The sequence below is a fragment of the Gordonia sp. J1A genome (genome assembly GCF_055393515.1).
This window is the reverse complement of sequence record NZ_AP041607.1, coordinates 611664-627857: the sequence shown is the minus strand read 5'-3', so window position 1 is coordinate 627857 and position 16194 is coordinate 611664. Positions and strand designations below refer to the sequence as shown.

Here is a 16194-nt window from a genome sequence, read left to right as displayed (position 1 = left end):
GGAGCCTGTTCCGGCTGCCCATTGTACGAGAGGCGCCAGACCGCCTGCACCTCGGACGCGTGTGGATCGCCACACATCATTCACGCGAACGACCTGCGCACGTTCCCGGCGTCGAGCGGTCGTCCCGGACGGCTCAGGCCGCCGACTCCGCGAGCGGGCGGCGGTCGCCGGTCCCGTCGGCGCCGCGCCCGGCCGAGCGGTCCACCTGCGCGAATCCCGGCCGAGCCGAGCCCGCGAAGGAGCGGAACCAGGACAGCACGGCGCCGACCCTGTTCCGGAATCCCACCAGGTAGAACAGGTGCACCCCGAGCCACGTGAGCCAGCCGAGGAAGCCGGTGAGCTTGATGCCGAACGGCGCGTCGACGACGGCGTTATGGCGGTTGATCACCGCCATGCTGCCCTTGTCGAGGTAACGGAACCGGGTGCCGCGGACCGTGGCACCGCGGATCATGTCGGCGGCGTGACGGCCCTGCTGCATCGCGACCGGACTCTGGCCGGGCAGCCTGTCGAGGCTCGTCATGTCGCCGATCGCGAAGACGTCGGCGCGGCCGCCGACCGTGAGGTCGGGGTTGATGAGCAGTCGTCCGGCGCGGTCGGTCTCGCATCCGGTCGCCTCGGCCACCACCTGCGCGAGTGGCGTGGCCTTCACTCCAGCCGACCACACCACCGTCCGCGCCCGCAGAACCCGCTCGGTTCCGTCGGCGGCCCGGACGGTCACCGCGTCGCCGTCGATATCGGTCACGACGGTCTCGGTCATCACGTCGATTCCCGACTTCTCCAGCGTCTTTCGCGCGAAGTCCGACAACTTGCCCCCGTACACGGGAAGGACGTCGCCCGCCCCCTCCACGAGGTGGACGGTGGCCGGCGCGTCGGTGAAATAGCGCAGGCCCAGCTCTTGGATCTGGCCCGCGATCTCGACACCCGTGGCGCCGGCGCCGACGACGACGAAGGTGTGCGCGGTCTCGTCGGCGGGCGGAGCCTCGAAGCAGTCCAGCAGGTGCGCCCGCAGATCGATCGCGTCGTCGCGCGTCTTGAGCGAGAAGGTGCTCTCAGCCCACTCGTCGTGGCCGAAGTATCCCTGGCTCGCGCCGGCGGCGACGATCAGGAACTCGTAGGCGATCTGCTCGCTGCCGTCGTCGGTGCTGTAGGTGATCACCTTGCGCTCGGCGTCGAGCGCGGTGACGTAGCCTTCCACGACGTCGATCGACTTCTTATCCGCGAGAACGTCGGCGATCGACGGCGCGATCTCCTGCGCCGGGAGGACGCCGGTGGCGACCTGGTACAGCAGCGGCTGGAACAGATGCTCCGGCGTCGCGGAGATCAGCACCGTCTCGACCTTCGACTTCGCCAGCTGCTTGGCTGCCGCCAATCCGCCGAATCCCGAGCCGATGATCACGACCTCGGTGCTGCGCATGTGCCTCATCTCCTGTGCGTTGTCCGCCAATTGCTTTCACTGATCACAGTGCCGGATAGCTGCGTTGCCCCTCAACCCGATTGACCACTCGTTTACCGATGACATTTATCTGTTCTACTCATACAGTGAGGGAATGGAGTTCCGGCAGCTCGAGTACCTGACCGCGGTCGCCGACACCGGCGGCTTCTCCAAGGCCGCCGAACGGTGTTTCGTCTCGCAGTCGGCGATCAGTCACCAGATCGCCGCGCTCGAGCGCGAGCTCGGAACCGAGCTCTTCGACCGCTCCACCCGCCGGGTCCGACTGACCGAGGCCGGCGAGACCCTGCTGCCACGCGCGCGGGAACTGCTGGGCTTGCGCGATGCCGCGATCGCCGCCGTGAGCCCACAGCCCAACCGGATCCGGATCGCGGCGAACATGTCGTTCGCCGGTTCGGCGCTGGCGGCCGTGTCGGCGATCCGCGACCGCCATCCGGACGCAGAGATCGACTTCCTCATCAAACCCTTCGCCCAACGGATCGAGGCCGTCGCCGCCGGCGACGCCGACATCGCACTGATCCGCGGCAGCCTCGACCACGAGGGTCTCTACCTCGATCCGCTGTGGATCGAGCAACCCGTCGTCGCATTCAGTCCGCGTCACCGTCTCGCCAAGCTCGGGAGGCCGCCCCGGCCCGAAGAACTCGCCGAGTACCCCCTGCTGCTACCGCCGATCGAGAAGCAGGTTCTCCTGCACCGTCTCGTCGAGCGAGTCTTCGCCAAGGCCGGAGTCGCCGCCCTGCTCGGTCCCGAGATCCGCGACGGACACCCGGTGACCTTCGATCTCATCAACCGGCCGGAGTCGTGGACTCTGCTGTACGAGGATCTCAAACAGCCCGGCATCATCTGCAGGCACAATCCGGCGTTCACGCTGACGGTCTCGGCGGCACTGCGCACCGACGCCGCCCCGAATCCACTGGTCGCCGATCTGCTCACCGAACTCTCGGGAGGGTATCGGCGCGGGGGTTAATGGCCAAAATGTGTGTACAGATACGCTGGTTTCCGGTGTCTGACCTCGACTGACAGTGCGCCGGACATGCTTTGAAAGCATGTTCGGTGTCAGGTTCTCGGAATTCCCCCTCATGTGGTGTATGCGGCCGCAAGCTCGTCAAGAACGGAACCACCAGCGCCGGCCGCACCCGCTGGCGCTGCAAAGACTGCGGCGCCTCCAGCACCCAGAAACGCCCCGACATCACCCGCAAAGCCGAACTCACCGCGTTCCTCACCTGGCTCCTGCACGGCCGACAACCCGACCACATCAGCGCCCGCACGTTCCGCCGATCACGCTCCTGGTGCTGGAACATCGAAGTCCCACCACCTGCACCCCCGACTGAGCCGGCCCAGGTATTGATGCTCGATGGCACCTACTTCCAATCCTGGTGCCTGCTGATCGCCTTCGACGGCACCCACGTCGTCGACTGGCAATGGTGCGACCGCGAGAAGAAGATCGCCTGGCAGCAAATCCTGCAACGCCAACCCGCCCCGCACGTCGCGGTCATCGACGGTGGCCGCGGCCTGCTCGCCGCGATCGCTGACGATTGGCCCACCACTCGAGTCCAGCGCTGCTACTTCCACATCTTCCAGACCGTGCGCCGCCACCACACCTTCAAACCCCGACTCGATGCTGCCCGTGAAATTGTCACTCTGACAACCGCTTTGATGAATATCCGCAATTCCGAGCAGGCCGTGCTCTGGCTTCAGGCCTACAACGACTGGGAAATCAAGCACGACCGATTCCTCCGGCACCGGACCTACGCCCGCCCGCACGCTGTGCGCCCGAAGGGCGTCGCCGAGACCAGCACCTGGTGGTACACCCACCGCGACCTACGCAAGACCCGAGGACTGTTCCGGCGGCTGATCTCAGAAGAGCACCTGTTCACCTGGATCGACCCCCGCCTGACCGATGAAGAGCACCCCCTGCCGCGGACCACCTCACCGCTCGAAGGCGGCCCCAACAAAGGTCTCAAAGACCTGTTCCGTGCTCACCGAGGACTTCTGACCGAGCACGCCCGCCGAGCCGCCGAATGGAAGCTCAACAGCCTCACCGCCCACCCACACGATCCGTGGAGCCTGGTCCGCGAAGAGCACCACAACCCACCACCGCAGCGACCGAAGGAAACGCCCGTCGAGGACGAGCAGATCGGGCCCGCCGCCTACGACACAGGCTTCAACTGGGAAGACGGCAACGGCATCCAACACGGATGGGGGAGGCCGAAACCGGTAAACCACCCGACGCCACGCCCGAACCGTACACACATTCTGGCCTTTAACCCCGGCGCGGCTGACCGGGGGAGCAGGCCCTGGGAACGAGAAGAGCCCCCGTCGAACCGAGTGGTTCAGACGAGGGCTTCTACTGTGCGCCATCAGGGACTCGAACCCCGAACCCGCTGAGTTTGATCCACCTACTTGATGGACCCCTGGTTGAACGCCCTTTCTGCTGGAAAAACCGTCCTTTGGCTGCACAGCCTGTCCCGCGGCGTCCCGCTGGATACCCGCTTTGTCCCGGAATTGGAGAGTAGATAAGAGAGTATCTACTCTCCAATGCCTTCCTCGCTCTCGGCGTCGTCAGTATCGGTGTGTACACCGTCGGTCTCGCCGCGGCGTGCGCGGCGCTCTCGCGCCGCGGTCACCATCGGCGACAGGTCCATCTGTTCGGCGATGTAGTGGGCCTCGTTGACCGATTCGCTGTGTCCAAACCAGTCGGCGCGCACGTGCGGCGGCAGCCAGTAGTAGATGCTGTTGAGCGTCGTCCGCCACCCGTGGCTGCGCACATCGTGCTCTAGCTCGGTTATCCCCAACGTTTCGGCCATCTCGGTGTAGAAGCGCTCGATCGCCCGCGTGCAGTTGCGGCGATCCCACAACCCGGTGGGATCGGCGGGCGACCCGAACAGGTAGGCGCCTTGCGGGGTGGCGTCGCGTCGCTGGCGGATTCTCTTGGCGGCGCGTTCATCGAGGACGGTGAACGTCTTCGGCCGTCTGTTGCGGGCCTCGCCGCCTTTGAGCTTGCGCCGGGGGACGAAGACGTTCAGTCCGCCGTCCCGGTTGTCGATGATCTCGTGGGGCTCGATCTGTCGGGCGCTGCCCAACCTGATCCCTGTGGTCATCTGTAGCAGTGTCAGGTCGATGACGGCTTGCCGCTTGTCGGTCGATGTGTCGCGGCTGCGTGGCTTGCGGGGTTCGGTCGTCGGGTCGATCCCGAGGAGGTGGGTCAGCAGGCGGTCGTAGTCGGCCTCGCTGAGCGCGACGTCGTTGGCGGGCTTGGCGGAGGTCTTGACCTCGCCGTACTCGATGTCGGCCCCGAACAGGGGCGATTGCGCAATGATCCGGCTCCTGACCATCCGCCCGTAGACCCAGCGGCTCAACACGTTTCGGGCGGTGCGCCCGGATTCGGCACCGTGCTTGGCCGCGATGTTCTCGATGATCCTGACGGCGGTGTCGGGGTTGCTGGCCTCGTTGATTGTGATTGCGCCGGCCTGGGCGCTGATGTTCGCCAGGGCGCGGTAATACACCGGCTTCGAAGACTCGGCCAGTCGGGTCGATTTCTCGATTGCCGGGCGCGAGACTCCGTCGATGTAGGCGCTCAGCTTGCTCGCCTTGGTCCACGGCCCCGTTGCGGTCAGGCCCGCTCGCAGCTCTGCCGCCTTGGCGAGGGCCTTGGCGCGAGCCTCGCCTTTGGTCCTGCCCTGGTGACGGTGAGGCACTGACTTGCTGCCGTCGTAAGGCCACCACCGCCAGCGGATCATCCACACGTCGCCGTGCTTCTTGGGCTCGACCTCGGTGATCGAGTCGTCTCCGGGCTTGTGCTGCACCGTCTTTGCCATAATTAGAGAGTAGCTCCAGACTCGGACACTAACTGGGGTTCTAGTTGCCGGGGATCGGCCGGGACAGGTAGAGTCGATCTCAGGCGGACTAAAGACCCGCTGGTGAGAGGTTCTCGCGGCCTCGCTGAATAGCTCCAGGGCGTCCATCCCGTAGCTGCGTACCGGTGACGGTGCAACGCGGAGCTGGCAACTGGTCAACGGTGGAGCAGCCTCGCTGCGGAAGTCTCCGCCTGGATGAGCACGCGGTGTACATGACGCACCGGAAGCGCGGGGTGTGACTCCTGGAAGTACGGCACGACTGTGCCCTGCTCCAGGAGTTTCTTGTGTCTTCAGTGACGCTCCCGAAGGACCGTTACCTTCTGAAAACCGCCGAGTTCGCCAAGGCGATCGGTTCCTCTCCCAAGACCGTCCGGAACTGGCGTCTGGCCGGTCTCGGGCCCCGCCCCACGCGCCTGTCGGCCAGCGATGTGCGCTATACCCCCGAGGACATCGAGGCGTGGGTCCGCGCCGTCAAGAAGGCCGGCTCGGTCCAGGCCGTCCCGTTCGGCGGTGCCAAGTGAGCCTCGCTGCCGGTTATGAGGCGGTCGATGTCTGATGACCGCGAGCGAAAACCCCGGAGCCAATGACTCCGGGGCCTCCGAGTTTGCTACGTCTCGCTCGGATCATACGATCCCCGCGGCGGGTACCGCTACTGACGTCGTTCTTGACCGCCCGGACGTCGACGTTCTGGAGGCCGACGGCTGGTCGGTCCGGGAGCTTCAGGACGCCGACGCGGGCGGTTCGGGAGCCCCGTTTCTGGTCCTGTCCAAGAGGGTGCCGCGAGTGGGTGAATCGGCCCCGGATTTGGAGCAGATTTCAATTCTGCTCCAAAAAAGTGCCGCAAAACCGCAGGTCAGCGATAGGGGTCATAAGCGCCCATGGGAGAGCAACAGTGACCCCGACCCCGCCGGGGCCTCAGAGGTTGCTTCCGGGGGCCACGCGGGCGCCTCGCTGGCATTCGGCGACCTGCCGACGATTCGAGCCGCCGGAACCGGCATGGCGGCGATTCCGGTGTCGTTCGACACCGAGTTCGTCCAGACTGCCGACGGGCGCAGGGTGCTCGTCAGCTACCAGTTCGCGACGCCGGACCCGGTCGACCCGTCGGCGATGGTGCTGGTGGTGTTCCTGCCGCTGTCGCGGGTGCGCCTGCGGCTGACGACGGCGCTGCGGGAGGTCTGGCGCGAGGCTGGGCTGTGGCGGCACCGGCTGGCCGGTTCCGTGGGCGCCGACGGTCTGGACGTGCGCGGGTTCGCCAGGCACGGGGACGAGGATCTCGACGGGCGGGCACGGTCCCGCGCTCGCCGGAATCGCTTGTACCGCACGCATTCGGTGCCGCTGAACCTTCGCTGCCACTTCGGCAAGGCCGACATGACGGTGTTCCGCCGGGTGCAGCCGGACCCGCTCAAGTCACTCACCAGTGCGGCCGGTGGTCTGGTCACCCTGCAACCGTTCCGGGTGTGCGCCTCCGACGAGTCTCGCCGGTACCTGTATCCGTTCAGCGTCAGCGTCTCGGACACGATGTGCCACGCGCCGGCCGGGTCGAAGACGCTCGACGCTCTGGGCGCTGCGTGCGGCCAGCCCAAGGTCGTCCTGCCCGACGGTGTCATCGAGCGCATGGACCTGCTCCGCCGCGACGACTTGATCCTGTTCCTGCGCTACAGCGCCAACGATCCGGTGGTGGTGCATGAGTACCTCGAACGTCTCTACGGAGTCGATGTGCGGCCGCCGGTCACCCTGTCGGGCGGAGCGGCTAACGCCTTCAAGGCCTCCGTGCAGCGCTACTGGAACATCGGGAGCGATGAGGTGTTCTCGCTCAGATTCGGCGGGTTGGTCAAGCGTGATCCCGAGGTCAGGGCGGGCGAGGACGACCGTTCGTACTACGAGAAGCGCGGCAAGATCCCTGTCGACGGTGCTGCCCGGGCGGTGATCGACGCCTGCGCCAACGGCTATCACGGTGGCCTGAACATGTGCCCAATGCCTGGCTACCGAGAAGCCGAGACGTTCGACTTCGACCTTCAGGGCGCGTATCCGACCGCGATGTCGCTGGTGCGCGACGTCGACTGGGCTCACGCGGACGGTGTGATCGCCGAGGTGATCACCAACCGCGAGTTGACGCTCGACGATGTGCCGGGCCCGATGACTCCCTTCGTGGGGTGGGTCGAGTTCGAGTTCGGGCGAGATGTGGTCTACCCGTGCCTGCCGATCTTCACCGACGGTTCGCCGATGTACGTGCGCACGTCGGCGGGCCGACCGGGCGCGCAGGTGATGGGTCCAGAGGTCTACCTCGCGCTCAAGCTGGGTGCTCGCGTGCACTGCCAGATCGGCTACCGGTTGCGGTCGCTGTCGATGCCCGACGGCTCGCCGTCGCACGCGCTGCGGGCCGGGGTGGTGCAGATGGTCAAGGACCGGGCCGCGGTCAAGGCCGCGTTCGGCAAGAAGTCCCTGGAGGAGCTGGCCATCAAGACGATGGCCAACTCCACCTACGGCAAGACCGCGCAGGACGTCGCGCAGCAGAACGCTTGGGACGCCTATGAGCAGAGGATGGACGCGGTCGGTGGCTCGGCCATCACCTCGCCGTACCACGCGGCGATGACGACGAGCTTCGTTCGGGCCGAGTTGCTGGCGGCCGCCAACCAGCTTCACGCGTCGGGCTTCCGGTTCTTCTCGGTGACGACCGACGGCTTCATCAGCGACGCCGACCTCGAAACCGTCGTGGGCCTGGACCTGTACGGGCTGGCCGCGATGGCCGCCGACGCTCGCGCCCTGATCGCGGACGGGGACTGCTCGATCTGGGAGGTCAAGCATCGCCAGCGCTCGTTCCTGAACGTGACCACCCGCGGCAACGTCGCTCTCAACGACGACGGGGTGCTCGCCAAGAACAGTTTCAAGACGCCGGTGGAAGTTCTCAAGGCCGGTGCCGAGCGCCAGCACTTCTTCGACCTGGTGATCTCGCGGACGCGGCGGGTGCCGAACCCCGTGAAGGTGTTCCCGAGCTTCCGGGAGCTGTCCTACGACGACGGTCGCCGGGTGGACTTCATCGCGTCGGTCAACGACCGGGAACTGTCGATGGACTACGACTGCAAGCGTCAGCCCGACTTCGCCACCATGCGGGCTGCGCACCCGCTCGATGCGAACGGAGCCGCCCACGAGGTCGCGACGTTCGACACGACGGCGTGGGAGACCATCGACGACTGCCTGCGCGGCCGCGAGGTCGCAAAGAACCAGGCCGACGCCGGTGGCTGCCTGCGGACCGTGGCCGAGTGGCGCGAGTGGGAGCTGCGCCGGGCCCACGGCGCGGGAAGGCGGATCGCTGATCCGCATCGCTCGGTGCTGCTGTCGATCCTGATCGGGCACCGGCAGGGCGTGCTCGGCTTCGACGTGCCGGGCCTGGCCGCGTCAGCCGGGACCGTCAAGGCGCGGTTGGCGTGGCTCTCTGGCTGGGGGCTGGGCGTGGTCAAGGAGTCCGACTGGAAGAACGCCCGGCGCCCGGACCGGCTCGGTCAGATGCTCGCGCCGTCGGCGTGCGAGCCGTTCCTGTCGGTGATCCGCGACGCGGCTCCTGGGAGCGTGCCGTGGGATCTGACCGCCGAGTCCGAGGGCGGGGGTGATGAGGGCGCTGAACGCGCCTGCTGAACCACGCGAGCGTCTTTGAAGCGCAGTCCCGAAACACATCCCGGCCGCTACCGAGACTCGGTCCGGCCGACAGCAACGAACAGGAGTACGAACCATGCCGAACTACGACGACTTCGACAAGGCCATCGCCGCGGCGCGCACCGCCAAACGCAAGGCGATCGCGGCCGACAACCAGAAGGCCGGGCGCAATCTCGCCGCCCTTGCTCATCGGTGCCCGGAGCTGACCGCTTCGGGCCTCGTGGAGGTGCTCGGGTGCGGCGATGAGCCGGTCTCGCGTCTGGTCGAGGCGCTGCTGGCCAAGGGCGTCGTCGATGAGGTGGTCCGGGGCCTCGCCGCGGCCGCCGCCCCGGCCCCTCTCGGCGGCGTGGCCGCCGACTTCGGTCAGCACCGCTGACCGCCTCCCCCGACGACCGTCCCCGGAGCGCCGAACAGGCTAGCTCCGGGGGCGTCGTCGTCTCTGGCAGGGCCTGCCTGGACACGAGCGAGCGAGTGTTCTGGCCGGCACTGCTCCTAGGCGTAGCCTGGGGCTGGCCCTCCGCAGGAGACCACGTTCAGGAGCGAGCGAATGAACATAGTGGGTTATGCTTAACGGGTAAGCCTGGTGGGCGGGACGGTGGTGTGGGCGGCGAAGCAGGGCCCCGCGCCACCGTCCAGGGCCCCGCCGGGATTGGCCGTTAAGCAACCGACCGAAGGGCGGTTCCCGTGTCGCAGTGGAGCACGTCCTACCGGTGGGAGTCTCGGGCGAAGGTCGACGTGGACAAGGCCCGCGGCAAGGGCCGCGACAAGCGACCGGCGATCGGTCCGATGCTGTCGCACGCGCTGCGTTCGGTGGAGCGGCGCGAGGGCATCGAGCACGTACACAGCAATGAGCGGATCGACGACGCCCGGACCGACGACAACGTGGTGTGGCTGCCCGACGGTGCCGGTGGGCTGCGGCTCGCCGGGCCCGGTGACTCCATCGCCGCTGTCGAGGACTGGATCGACGAGCGCGTCGGGTTGGCGGTGCACACCAAGACGATGAAGGACGGCACGGTCAAGCCGGTCGCGGTCCGCAAGGACGCGACGGTGTGCCTGGAGGTCATCCTCCAGCTCGATCCCGAGTACACCGGCAAGGTCGTCGACATGACGGCCGAGCAGAAGGCCGACGTCCGGGAGAAGCTGCACGCGATGGTCCGAGAGGTTCAGCGGGTTACCGGTGCTGACAACACCGTCGCCGTTGCCGAGCACTGGGACGAGGACCATCCGCACATCCACATGTTCTTGGTGCCGTTGTCGGAGGACTTCAAACTCGTCGGCGCGAGGATCATGGGCGAGTCTAAACAGGCCTATGCCGCCCGCCACGACGAGATGCGCACGGTGCTGCTCGCCGAGGGCTACGACGCCACGTTCGAGCGGGTCGACGCCGGGCGCGGGCACGAGCCGGTGCCGGTCTTCAAGGCCCGACGCGACCGCGAGAAGGCCGAGCGTGAATTGGCCGATCGCAACGCGGCCGAGAAGGCGCGGTTGCACTTTGATCGTCAGGAGCTGGAAGCTGCCCGCGAGGAGCTGGCAGAAGCCGTCCGCGAGAACGCTGAGCACGAGGACCGCGTGGACCGCAAGGGCGTCATTGTGGACCAGCGCGAGAAGGAGGTCTCGGCAGCGTGGGGTCAGATCAACGCTAAGAGCGCCGAACTCGACCGTGACCGCGTGCAGCTGGGCGTCGCCCAGGAGGCCGCGGCGCAGGCGCTCGCTGAGGTCAAAAAGGCCCGAGAGGACGCTCAGGCATCGCTAGCGCGTCAGCACGCCGCTGAAGCGGCTCTGCGAGCCAGGCTTGCCGAGGAAGAGGAGCAGGCCCGCCGCGATGCCGACGACCGGGTGGCCGGATACGAACGGCGGCAGATGGCCGCCATCGATGAGCGCGTCGTCGCTGAGGTCGCCCGGACCGTCGAACCGCTACGCGCCGAGGCCGAAGCCGCCAAGAAGGCCGGGTTCGAGGAAGGCCGCGAACTGGCCCGCGCCGCGCTAAAGCGAAAGGTGGATGAACTCCAGACTCGGTACGAAGAGAAGTACAACGACCTCGCCGAGTGGCAGAAGAACATCATCGCGTTGTTCAAATCGACGCCGCGGGACAAGTGGAGTCCGGGCATGCAGTTGGGATGGAAGAAGTTCCGTACCGCCGAAGAGGCGCGGACGCATCCGACGGCTGTCGAGGCGCTCATCCAGGAGACCCCTGCGCACTCAGGGACGCCGACGCGCCCCAGTCGCGACGGACCTGACTATTGACGGTCCAATAGTTTGCGCGTCGCCCTCCGGATCGATCCCCGCCGGACGGCTTTACGGCAAGGAGTCGACGATCTCCATTGTCTCCACAGCGACTGTGGTCACTTTGCGGATTAAGCCGACGATGTAGGTCGGGTCGTCGTGTTCGTCGCACCAGTCGTTGGGGTCGTTGACGATCTTGGAGTCCTTGTCAGGCTTGATCTGGTATCGCTCGATGATCCACCCCAGAGCGGTCCGTGACCCAAGCAAGTAGCGTTCTGCTTCCTCGGGAATGCCGGAGATCGTCACCTGCGGGTTGTAGATGATTGTTGAGTGGTCTGTCTTGGAGCGCCACTTCATCTTCTGAACGCGCCAGGTATCGGGGTCGTCGGGGCGGTGGCCCTTCTTCACAGTGATGTCGAGCGGGTACGGTTCGACGTCCTCGTAGTCGGCATGCAGCGTAAGAAGCTGACGGCCAGCGTTGGCATAGGTGTCGAACTCGTTGCGATTTTCCGGCGTTGGGATGCGTGGCAGCATCTTCTTGAGGTCGGCGGCATAGGTCTCGCGGTAGGTCGGCGAGTGCAGCCGGCCGTAGACGAAACAGAAGATATCGTCTTTGGTGACGTCGTCGCCTAGCCCGGCTCGGTAGATCGACGCTATCTCGTCGGTGATGTTGTCGACGCGTTCGTATCCCCACTCATCGGTAGCTCCCGCAGAGGTCGAGAAGTCCAGTGTCCCGGCGTCCTCGTCCAGCCTTCGGTAGGTGTAGCGCGGGAAGAACTGACCCGTGTCCAATGTGTGAAGGTTCGGTAATTCCCTCGTGGCGAACGGCGTAAACTCGAAGTGCGACGCTGGCGCCGTCAAAACGATCCCAATGTTTGTGTGGTGTGGGGTGGGAAAAATCGTTGCGAGCTGGGATCGTTCGTGGTTGAGGTATTTGTCGAAGTAGACGTGCTGCTTATCGAACGGGCGGTAAGTCCCTATCGTGAACTCTCCCGATGTCTCAAGAACTCGGTTCCGTGCAGCGTGATTGCGTAGGCTTCGTGCCCATTTGATTCGGGTCGGATCGGCGGCGGTTGGTGAGGTTTTGAGGAACTCGGTGACAGTTGCTTCTTTGGGCTTGGTGATGTCGTTGTCTGCGCAGTACTTCTGGAAGTCACCGACCGCCGCGTTGTAGTTGGTGATGAGGCGCTGGACGGATTCTTCGAGCGTGGCGCGGCTGTAGTTGTACACCCAGGCATCACGGTTCGTCTGAAGGCCTGCCGAGAACGTGCTGAACACTGTCACATCCCCCGGGTTCGCCTTCTTGTCGCCGATGGCAGGAAACGTGCTGAAGGTGTCGTCGCGCTGGTTGATCCAGTCGCCTGCGGTGTTCGGGGTGATGGTGTCCCAGTCGATGGCCGGGAGTGGGTCGGTGTCGAGGATGCGGAGTTTGTCGTCGCGGGTGAGGTAGTCGCCGATGTCCCGGTAGTGGATCACGGCGGGGCCGGTGCGGGTGGGGTCTTTGACACCGATGAAGATGGCGATCGTTGTCCGTCCACCACTGCCGAAGACGTTGCCCTTCTCCTTCTTACGAAGTTCACCCGCGGTCCGAGCGTTTCCGCGGAGGTTGTAGACGTAAAGATCGTTGTAGTCTTCGGCGAGGGTGAGGCGCATCCCATCGGCGGTGTTGCCGTCGATCCACCCGCCGTTGGACACGAACGCGACGATGCCCTGGTCGCCGATGCGGTTGGTCGCCCAGCGGAATGCTCGGATGTAGGAGTCGTACAGGCTGTTTTTGTTGGTGGCCGTTGACCGGGCGGCGTAGGTGTTCTCGATGTGGCCGTCGAGGGTGGGGTATTTGATGTTGGCGTTGTTGTCGTTGGCGCTGCCCTGACCTACTGAGTAGGGCGGGTTGCCGATGATGACGTTGATCTTGGTACCGAGTTGACGGGTGATGCGGTCGTTGTTCGCCGGGAACATTTCGGCGTCCATGGTGTCGTCGGCTTCACTGATCTGGAAGGTGTCGGCGAGGACGATCCCGGGGAACGGCTCGTAGTCGGCGGTGTCGGCTTTGCCGGCCAGGGCGTGGTAGGTGGCTTCGATGTTGACCGCGGCAACGTAGTAGGCCAGCAGCATGAGTTCGTTGGCGTGCAGTTCCTGGGTGTACTTGCGGGCCAGGTCGTGTGGGGTGACCAGCCCCGTCTGCATGAGTCGGGTGATGAAGGTGCCGGTACCGGTGAACGGGTCGAGGATGTGGACGTTGTCGTCGGTGAGTCCCTTACCGAAGTGTTCACGGGAGACGGTGTCGGCGGCGTGCAAGATCCAGTCGACGACCTGGACCGGTGTGTAGACGATGCCGAGGGCGTCGGATTGCTTCTTGAAACCGATCTTGAAGAAGCGTTCGTACAGGTCGGCGATGATGCGCTGCTTACCTTCAGCGCTGGTGACCTGGGAGGCGCGGAGCCGTACGGAGTCGTAGAAGCTGTTGAGGCTGGCGGTTTCTGATTCGAGACCGGAGTCGCCGAGGGTGTCGACCATGCGTTGCATGACGATTGAGACCGGGTTGTGGGAGGCGAAGTCGTGCTCGCTGAACAGGGCGTCGAAGACGGGTTTGGTGATCAGATGCTGGGACAGCATGCTGATCGCGTCGTCGGTGCTGATGGAGTCGTTGAGGTTGTCGCGCAGCCCGTCGACGAACTTGCCGAACTCCGCTTCGATGACTGGATCACCTTGGGCGAGGATCGCTTTGATCCGTGCGATCTGAGCGGCGGAAATGTCGGCGACATCGTGCGCCCAGTCCTCCCAATAGGTGCGGGAGCCGACTTTGTCGACGATGCGGGCGAAGATCGCTTGCCGCCATTGCGACAGGGAGAACAACGCGAGTTGAGTGGTGAAGCCAGCGTCGTCGACCGGTGGTGTGGTGTCACCGCCGGGGCCGATCGTCTCGGTCTCGTCACCGGTCGTGGGCCCGATGTGGCCACCCATCAACGAATCGGTGCCGGTGCCGAGCTTCTTGGTGTCCGCAGCGTTGAGGTTGATGGCGTTGACGTGTGCGTCGAACCGTTCGTCGTGCGAACGCAGCGCGTTGAGGACATCCCAGACGACTCGGAACCGTTTGTTGTCCTGCAAGGCTTGTGACGGGCTCATCTCGGCCGGTACCGCGACGGGCAGGATGATGTAGCCGTAGTCCTTGCCTTCGGACAGGCGCATCACGCGGCCGACCGCTTGGACGACGTCGACGATGGAGTTGCGTGGGTGCAGGAACAGCACCGCGTCCAGGGCGGGTACGTCGACGCCCTCGGACAGGCAGCGGGCGTTGGTGAGGATGCGACATTCGTTGTCCGAGAGCGGTTCGCTGATCCCTTTGAGCCAGTTGATCCGCGAGGTGCGTTGCAGGGCGTTGTAGGTGCCGTCGACATGGCGCACCGAGCAGTAGAGGTCGGCGTTGTTGTCGGCGGGGTCGTCACTGTCTTCGTCGTCGAGGGTGTCGCGGTAGGCGTCGACCACGGCGGGGAACATGGCTGCGACCGATTGAGATGAGGCGATGTCCTTGGCGAACGCGACGGCCCGGCGCATCGGGTTCTCACCAGGGGTGAACGTCGAACCGTCGATCGCTGCACCGGCCCGTTTGGCCAGCCCGTTCCAGCAGCCGACGATGCGGGTGGCGTCGTCGAGGCTCAGTTCATTGTCGGGGCCAGCGAGTTGTTCCTGCATGGGGCCGGCGACGAGCGACTGGTCGACGGTGAGCACAAGAACCTTGTAGTCGGTGAGCAGTCCCCTTTCGACAGCCTCGCCGAACCCGAGGTGGTGGAACTCTGGGCCGAACAGTTCCTCGTTGTCCATCGAGGCGACCTCAGCCGAGTGCTCCTCAGCCTTGTCCTTGAGCTTCTGGTCGTAAATGCGCGGTGTCGCCGTGAGGTACAAGCGGCGGGCGGATTTCAGGAAGTCCGGATCGTGGACCTTCACGAAATTGGATTCATCAGCGCCGGTTAGGGTGACGCCGGTGGTCCGGTGTGCCTCGTCGCACAGCACCAGATCGAAGGCGGGCAACCCTTGTGCTTGCGCCTGCGAAACGACGGGCAGTGACTGGTAGGTGGTGAACACAACCGTCAAACCATCACTGTCGTCGGCGGTGGGCAGCGATTCCGCCAGCTTCGCCGGGTCGGTGGTCACCGGTATCGCGACGTCGTATGTCCGGGAGTCTTCAGCCGCCCGTGAGACTTTCTGGTCAGAACAGACAGCGAACGCACGCAACGGCATCGAGGTTTGAGCTGTCCACTCACGAAGGGTCTGCGACAGCAGCGAGATCGACGGGACACAGAACACAATCCGCGCCCGGCCTCCGTTCTCCTTCGCGGTGCGTTCGGCGATCTGCAACGCCGTGAAGGTCTTGCCCGTACCGCACGCCATGATGAGCTTGCCGCGATCGTTGCCGGCGGCGAATCCGGTGAACACCTTGTCGATCGCCAACTGCTGGTGCTCTCTCGGGCTGTGCCGCGTGACCTTCTCCACCCCGACGGTGAAGTCGTCGTCGGCCCATTCGACCTGCCAGTCGATCGGCGACTGCGCCAACACGTCGAGTCCGATGCGCTGAACCGGCTTGGATTGGTCGTTGAGAGCCTCCTCAGCGTTCTTACCCCACCGGTCGGTGGTGGAGATGATGATCCCGTTGGTGAACGGCGCTTTCCCCAGGGCGGTGAAGTAGCTGTCGATGTCCTTTTTGGACAGATGATGTTCGGGCTCGTAGAACTTGCATTGGATGGCGGTCCACTCACCCGTCACCCGATCACGCGCCACCAGGTCGATACCCGTGTCCGGCTTGCCCTCGCGGCCTTCCCAGTCGATCCACAGGCTCACTTCCTCGAAGCGCTGGGCAAGCAGCGGGTCCAGCTCGAAATAGCGGACCATCAGCTTCTCGAACTTCGTGCCGCGCTCTGAGTTCGATGGTGCCTGCCTAAACGCGTCGATGACCTCGTGGATCGATCCCACCGCAGATGACTCCCTCACCGATAGACTGCCTGACCACTCATCCTG

8 protein-coding genes and 1 pseudogene are annotated in these 16194 nt (G+C 65.2%); 6 read left to right on the top strand and 3 right to left on the bottom strand.

Features of this window, described 5'->3' with window-relative positions; translation table 11 throughout:
* Window positions 1-133 precede the first annotated feature (133 nt).
* Window positions 134-1414 (bottom strand): NAD(P)/FAD-dependent oxidoreductase, encoded by a 1281-nt coding sequence (locus ACZ5QD_RS02890; protein ID WP_464367105.1) that lies wholly within the window; start codon window positions 1412-1414, stop codon window positions 134-136.
* A 133-nt stretch (window positions 1415-1547) separates the two neighbouring features.
* Between ACZ5QD_RS02890 and ACZ5QD_RS02885 the strand changes: the two genes are divergently transcribed.
* Both ACZ5QD_RS02885 and ACZ5QD_RS02880 read left to right on the top strand, forming a co-directional pair.
* The gene (locus ACZ5QD_RS02885) at window positions 1548-2417 is read left to right on the top strand and encodes a LysR family transcriptional regulator (RefSeq protein ID WP_045540911.1); all 870 of its coding nucleotides are present in this window, start codon (window positions 1548-1550) and stop codon (window positions 2415-2417) included.
* Between the two features lie 86 nt (window positions 2418-2503).
* A pseudogene (locus ACZ5QD_RS02880) lies at window positions 2504-3671 on the top strand (IS1249 family transposase).
* Window positions 3672-3978: 307 nt separating this feature from the next.
* Here ACZ5QD_RS02880 and ACZ5QD_RS02875 read toward each other — a convergent pair.
* Complete coding sequence (locus tag ACZ5QD_RS02875) at window positions 3979-5268, bottom strand: hypothetical protein (RefSeq protein ID WP_464367104.1); 1290 nt, start codon at window positions 5266-5268, stop codon at window positions 3979-3981.
* 323 nt (window positions 5269-5591) lie between these two features.
* Between ACZ5QD_RS02875 and ACZ5QD_RS02870 the strand changes: the two genes are divergently transcribed.
* The 4 genes from ACZ5QD_RS02870 (at window position 5592) to ACZ5QD_RS02855 (ending at window position 11202) form a co-directional block, all read left to right on the top strand.
* Window positions 5592-5828: a helix-turn-helix transcriptional regulator gene (locus ACZ5QD_RS02870; protein WP_005184838.1), complete on the top strand. Its 237-nt coding sequence runs from the start codon at window positions 5592-5594 to the stop codon at window positions 5826-5828.
* Window positions 5829-5862: 34 nt separating this feature from the next.
* On the top strand, window positions 5863-8940 hold the full coding sequence (locus ACZ5QD_RS02865) for a hypothetical protein (RefSeq protein ID WP_464367103.1): 3078 nt from the start codon (window positions 5863-5865) through the stop codon (window positions 8938-8940).
* A gap of 94 nt (window positions 8941-9034) precedes the next feature.
* The gene (locus ACZ5QD_RS02860; RefSeq protein WP_464367102.1) at window positions 9035-9334 is read left to right on the top strand and encodes a hypothetical protein; all 300 of its coding nucleotides are present in this window, start codon (window positions 9035-9037) and stop codon (window positions 9332-9334) included.
* Between the two features lie 308 nt (window positions 9335-9642).
* Window positions 9643-11202 carry a plasmid recombination protein gene (locus ACZ5QD_RS02855; protein WP_464367101.1) on the top strand — a complete coding sequence of 520 codons (1560 nt, stop codon included), beginning with the start codon at window positions 9643-9645 and terminating at the stop codon, window positions 11200-11202.
* A gap of 51 nt (window positions 11203-11253) precedes the next feature.
* Here the strand turns inward: ACZ5QD_RS02855 and ACZ5QD_RS02850 are convergent, their stop codons facing one another.
* A complete protein-coding gene (locus tag ACZ5QD_RS02850) occupies window positions 11254-16149 on the bottom strand; it encodes a DEAD/DEAH box helicase (RefSeq protein WP_464367100.1) in 4896 nt (1631 codons plus the stop codon).
* Window positions 16150-16194: the final 45 nt, after the last annotated feature.

Excerpts from the sequence above, each read along its gene's own strand:
- ACZ5QD_RS02890 (WP_464367105.1), bottom strand. The coding sequence starts at position 1,414 with ATGCGCAGCACCGAGGTCGTGATCATCGGCTCGGGATTCGGCGGATTG.
- ACZ5QD_RS02885 (WP_045540911.1), top strand. The coding sequence starts at position 1,548 with ATGGAGTTCCGGCAGCTCGAGTACCTGACCGCGGTCGCCGACACCGGC.
- ACZ5QD_RS02875 (WP_464367104.1), bottom strand. The coding sequence starts at position 5,268 with ATGGCAAAGACGGTGCAGCACAAGCCCGGAGACGACTCGATCACCGAG.
- ACZ5QD_RS02865 (WP_464367103.1), top strand. The coding sequence starts at position 5,863 with ATGACCGCGAGCGAAAACCCCGGAGCCAATGACTCCGGGGCCTCCGAG.
- ACZ5QD_RS02860 (WP_464367102.1), top strand. The coding sequence starts at position 9,035 with ATGCCGAACTACGACGACTTCGACAAGGCCATCGCCGCGGCGCGCACC.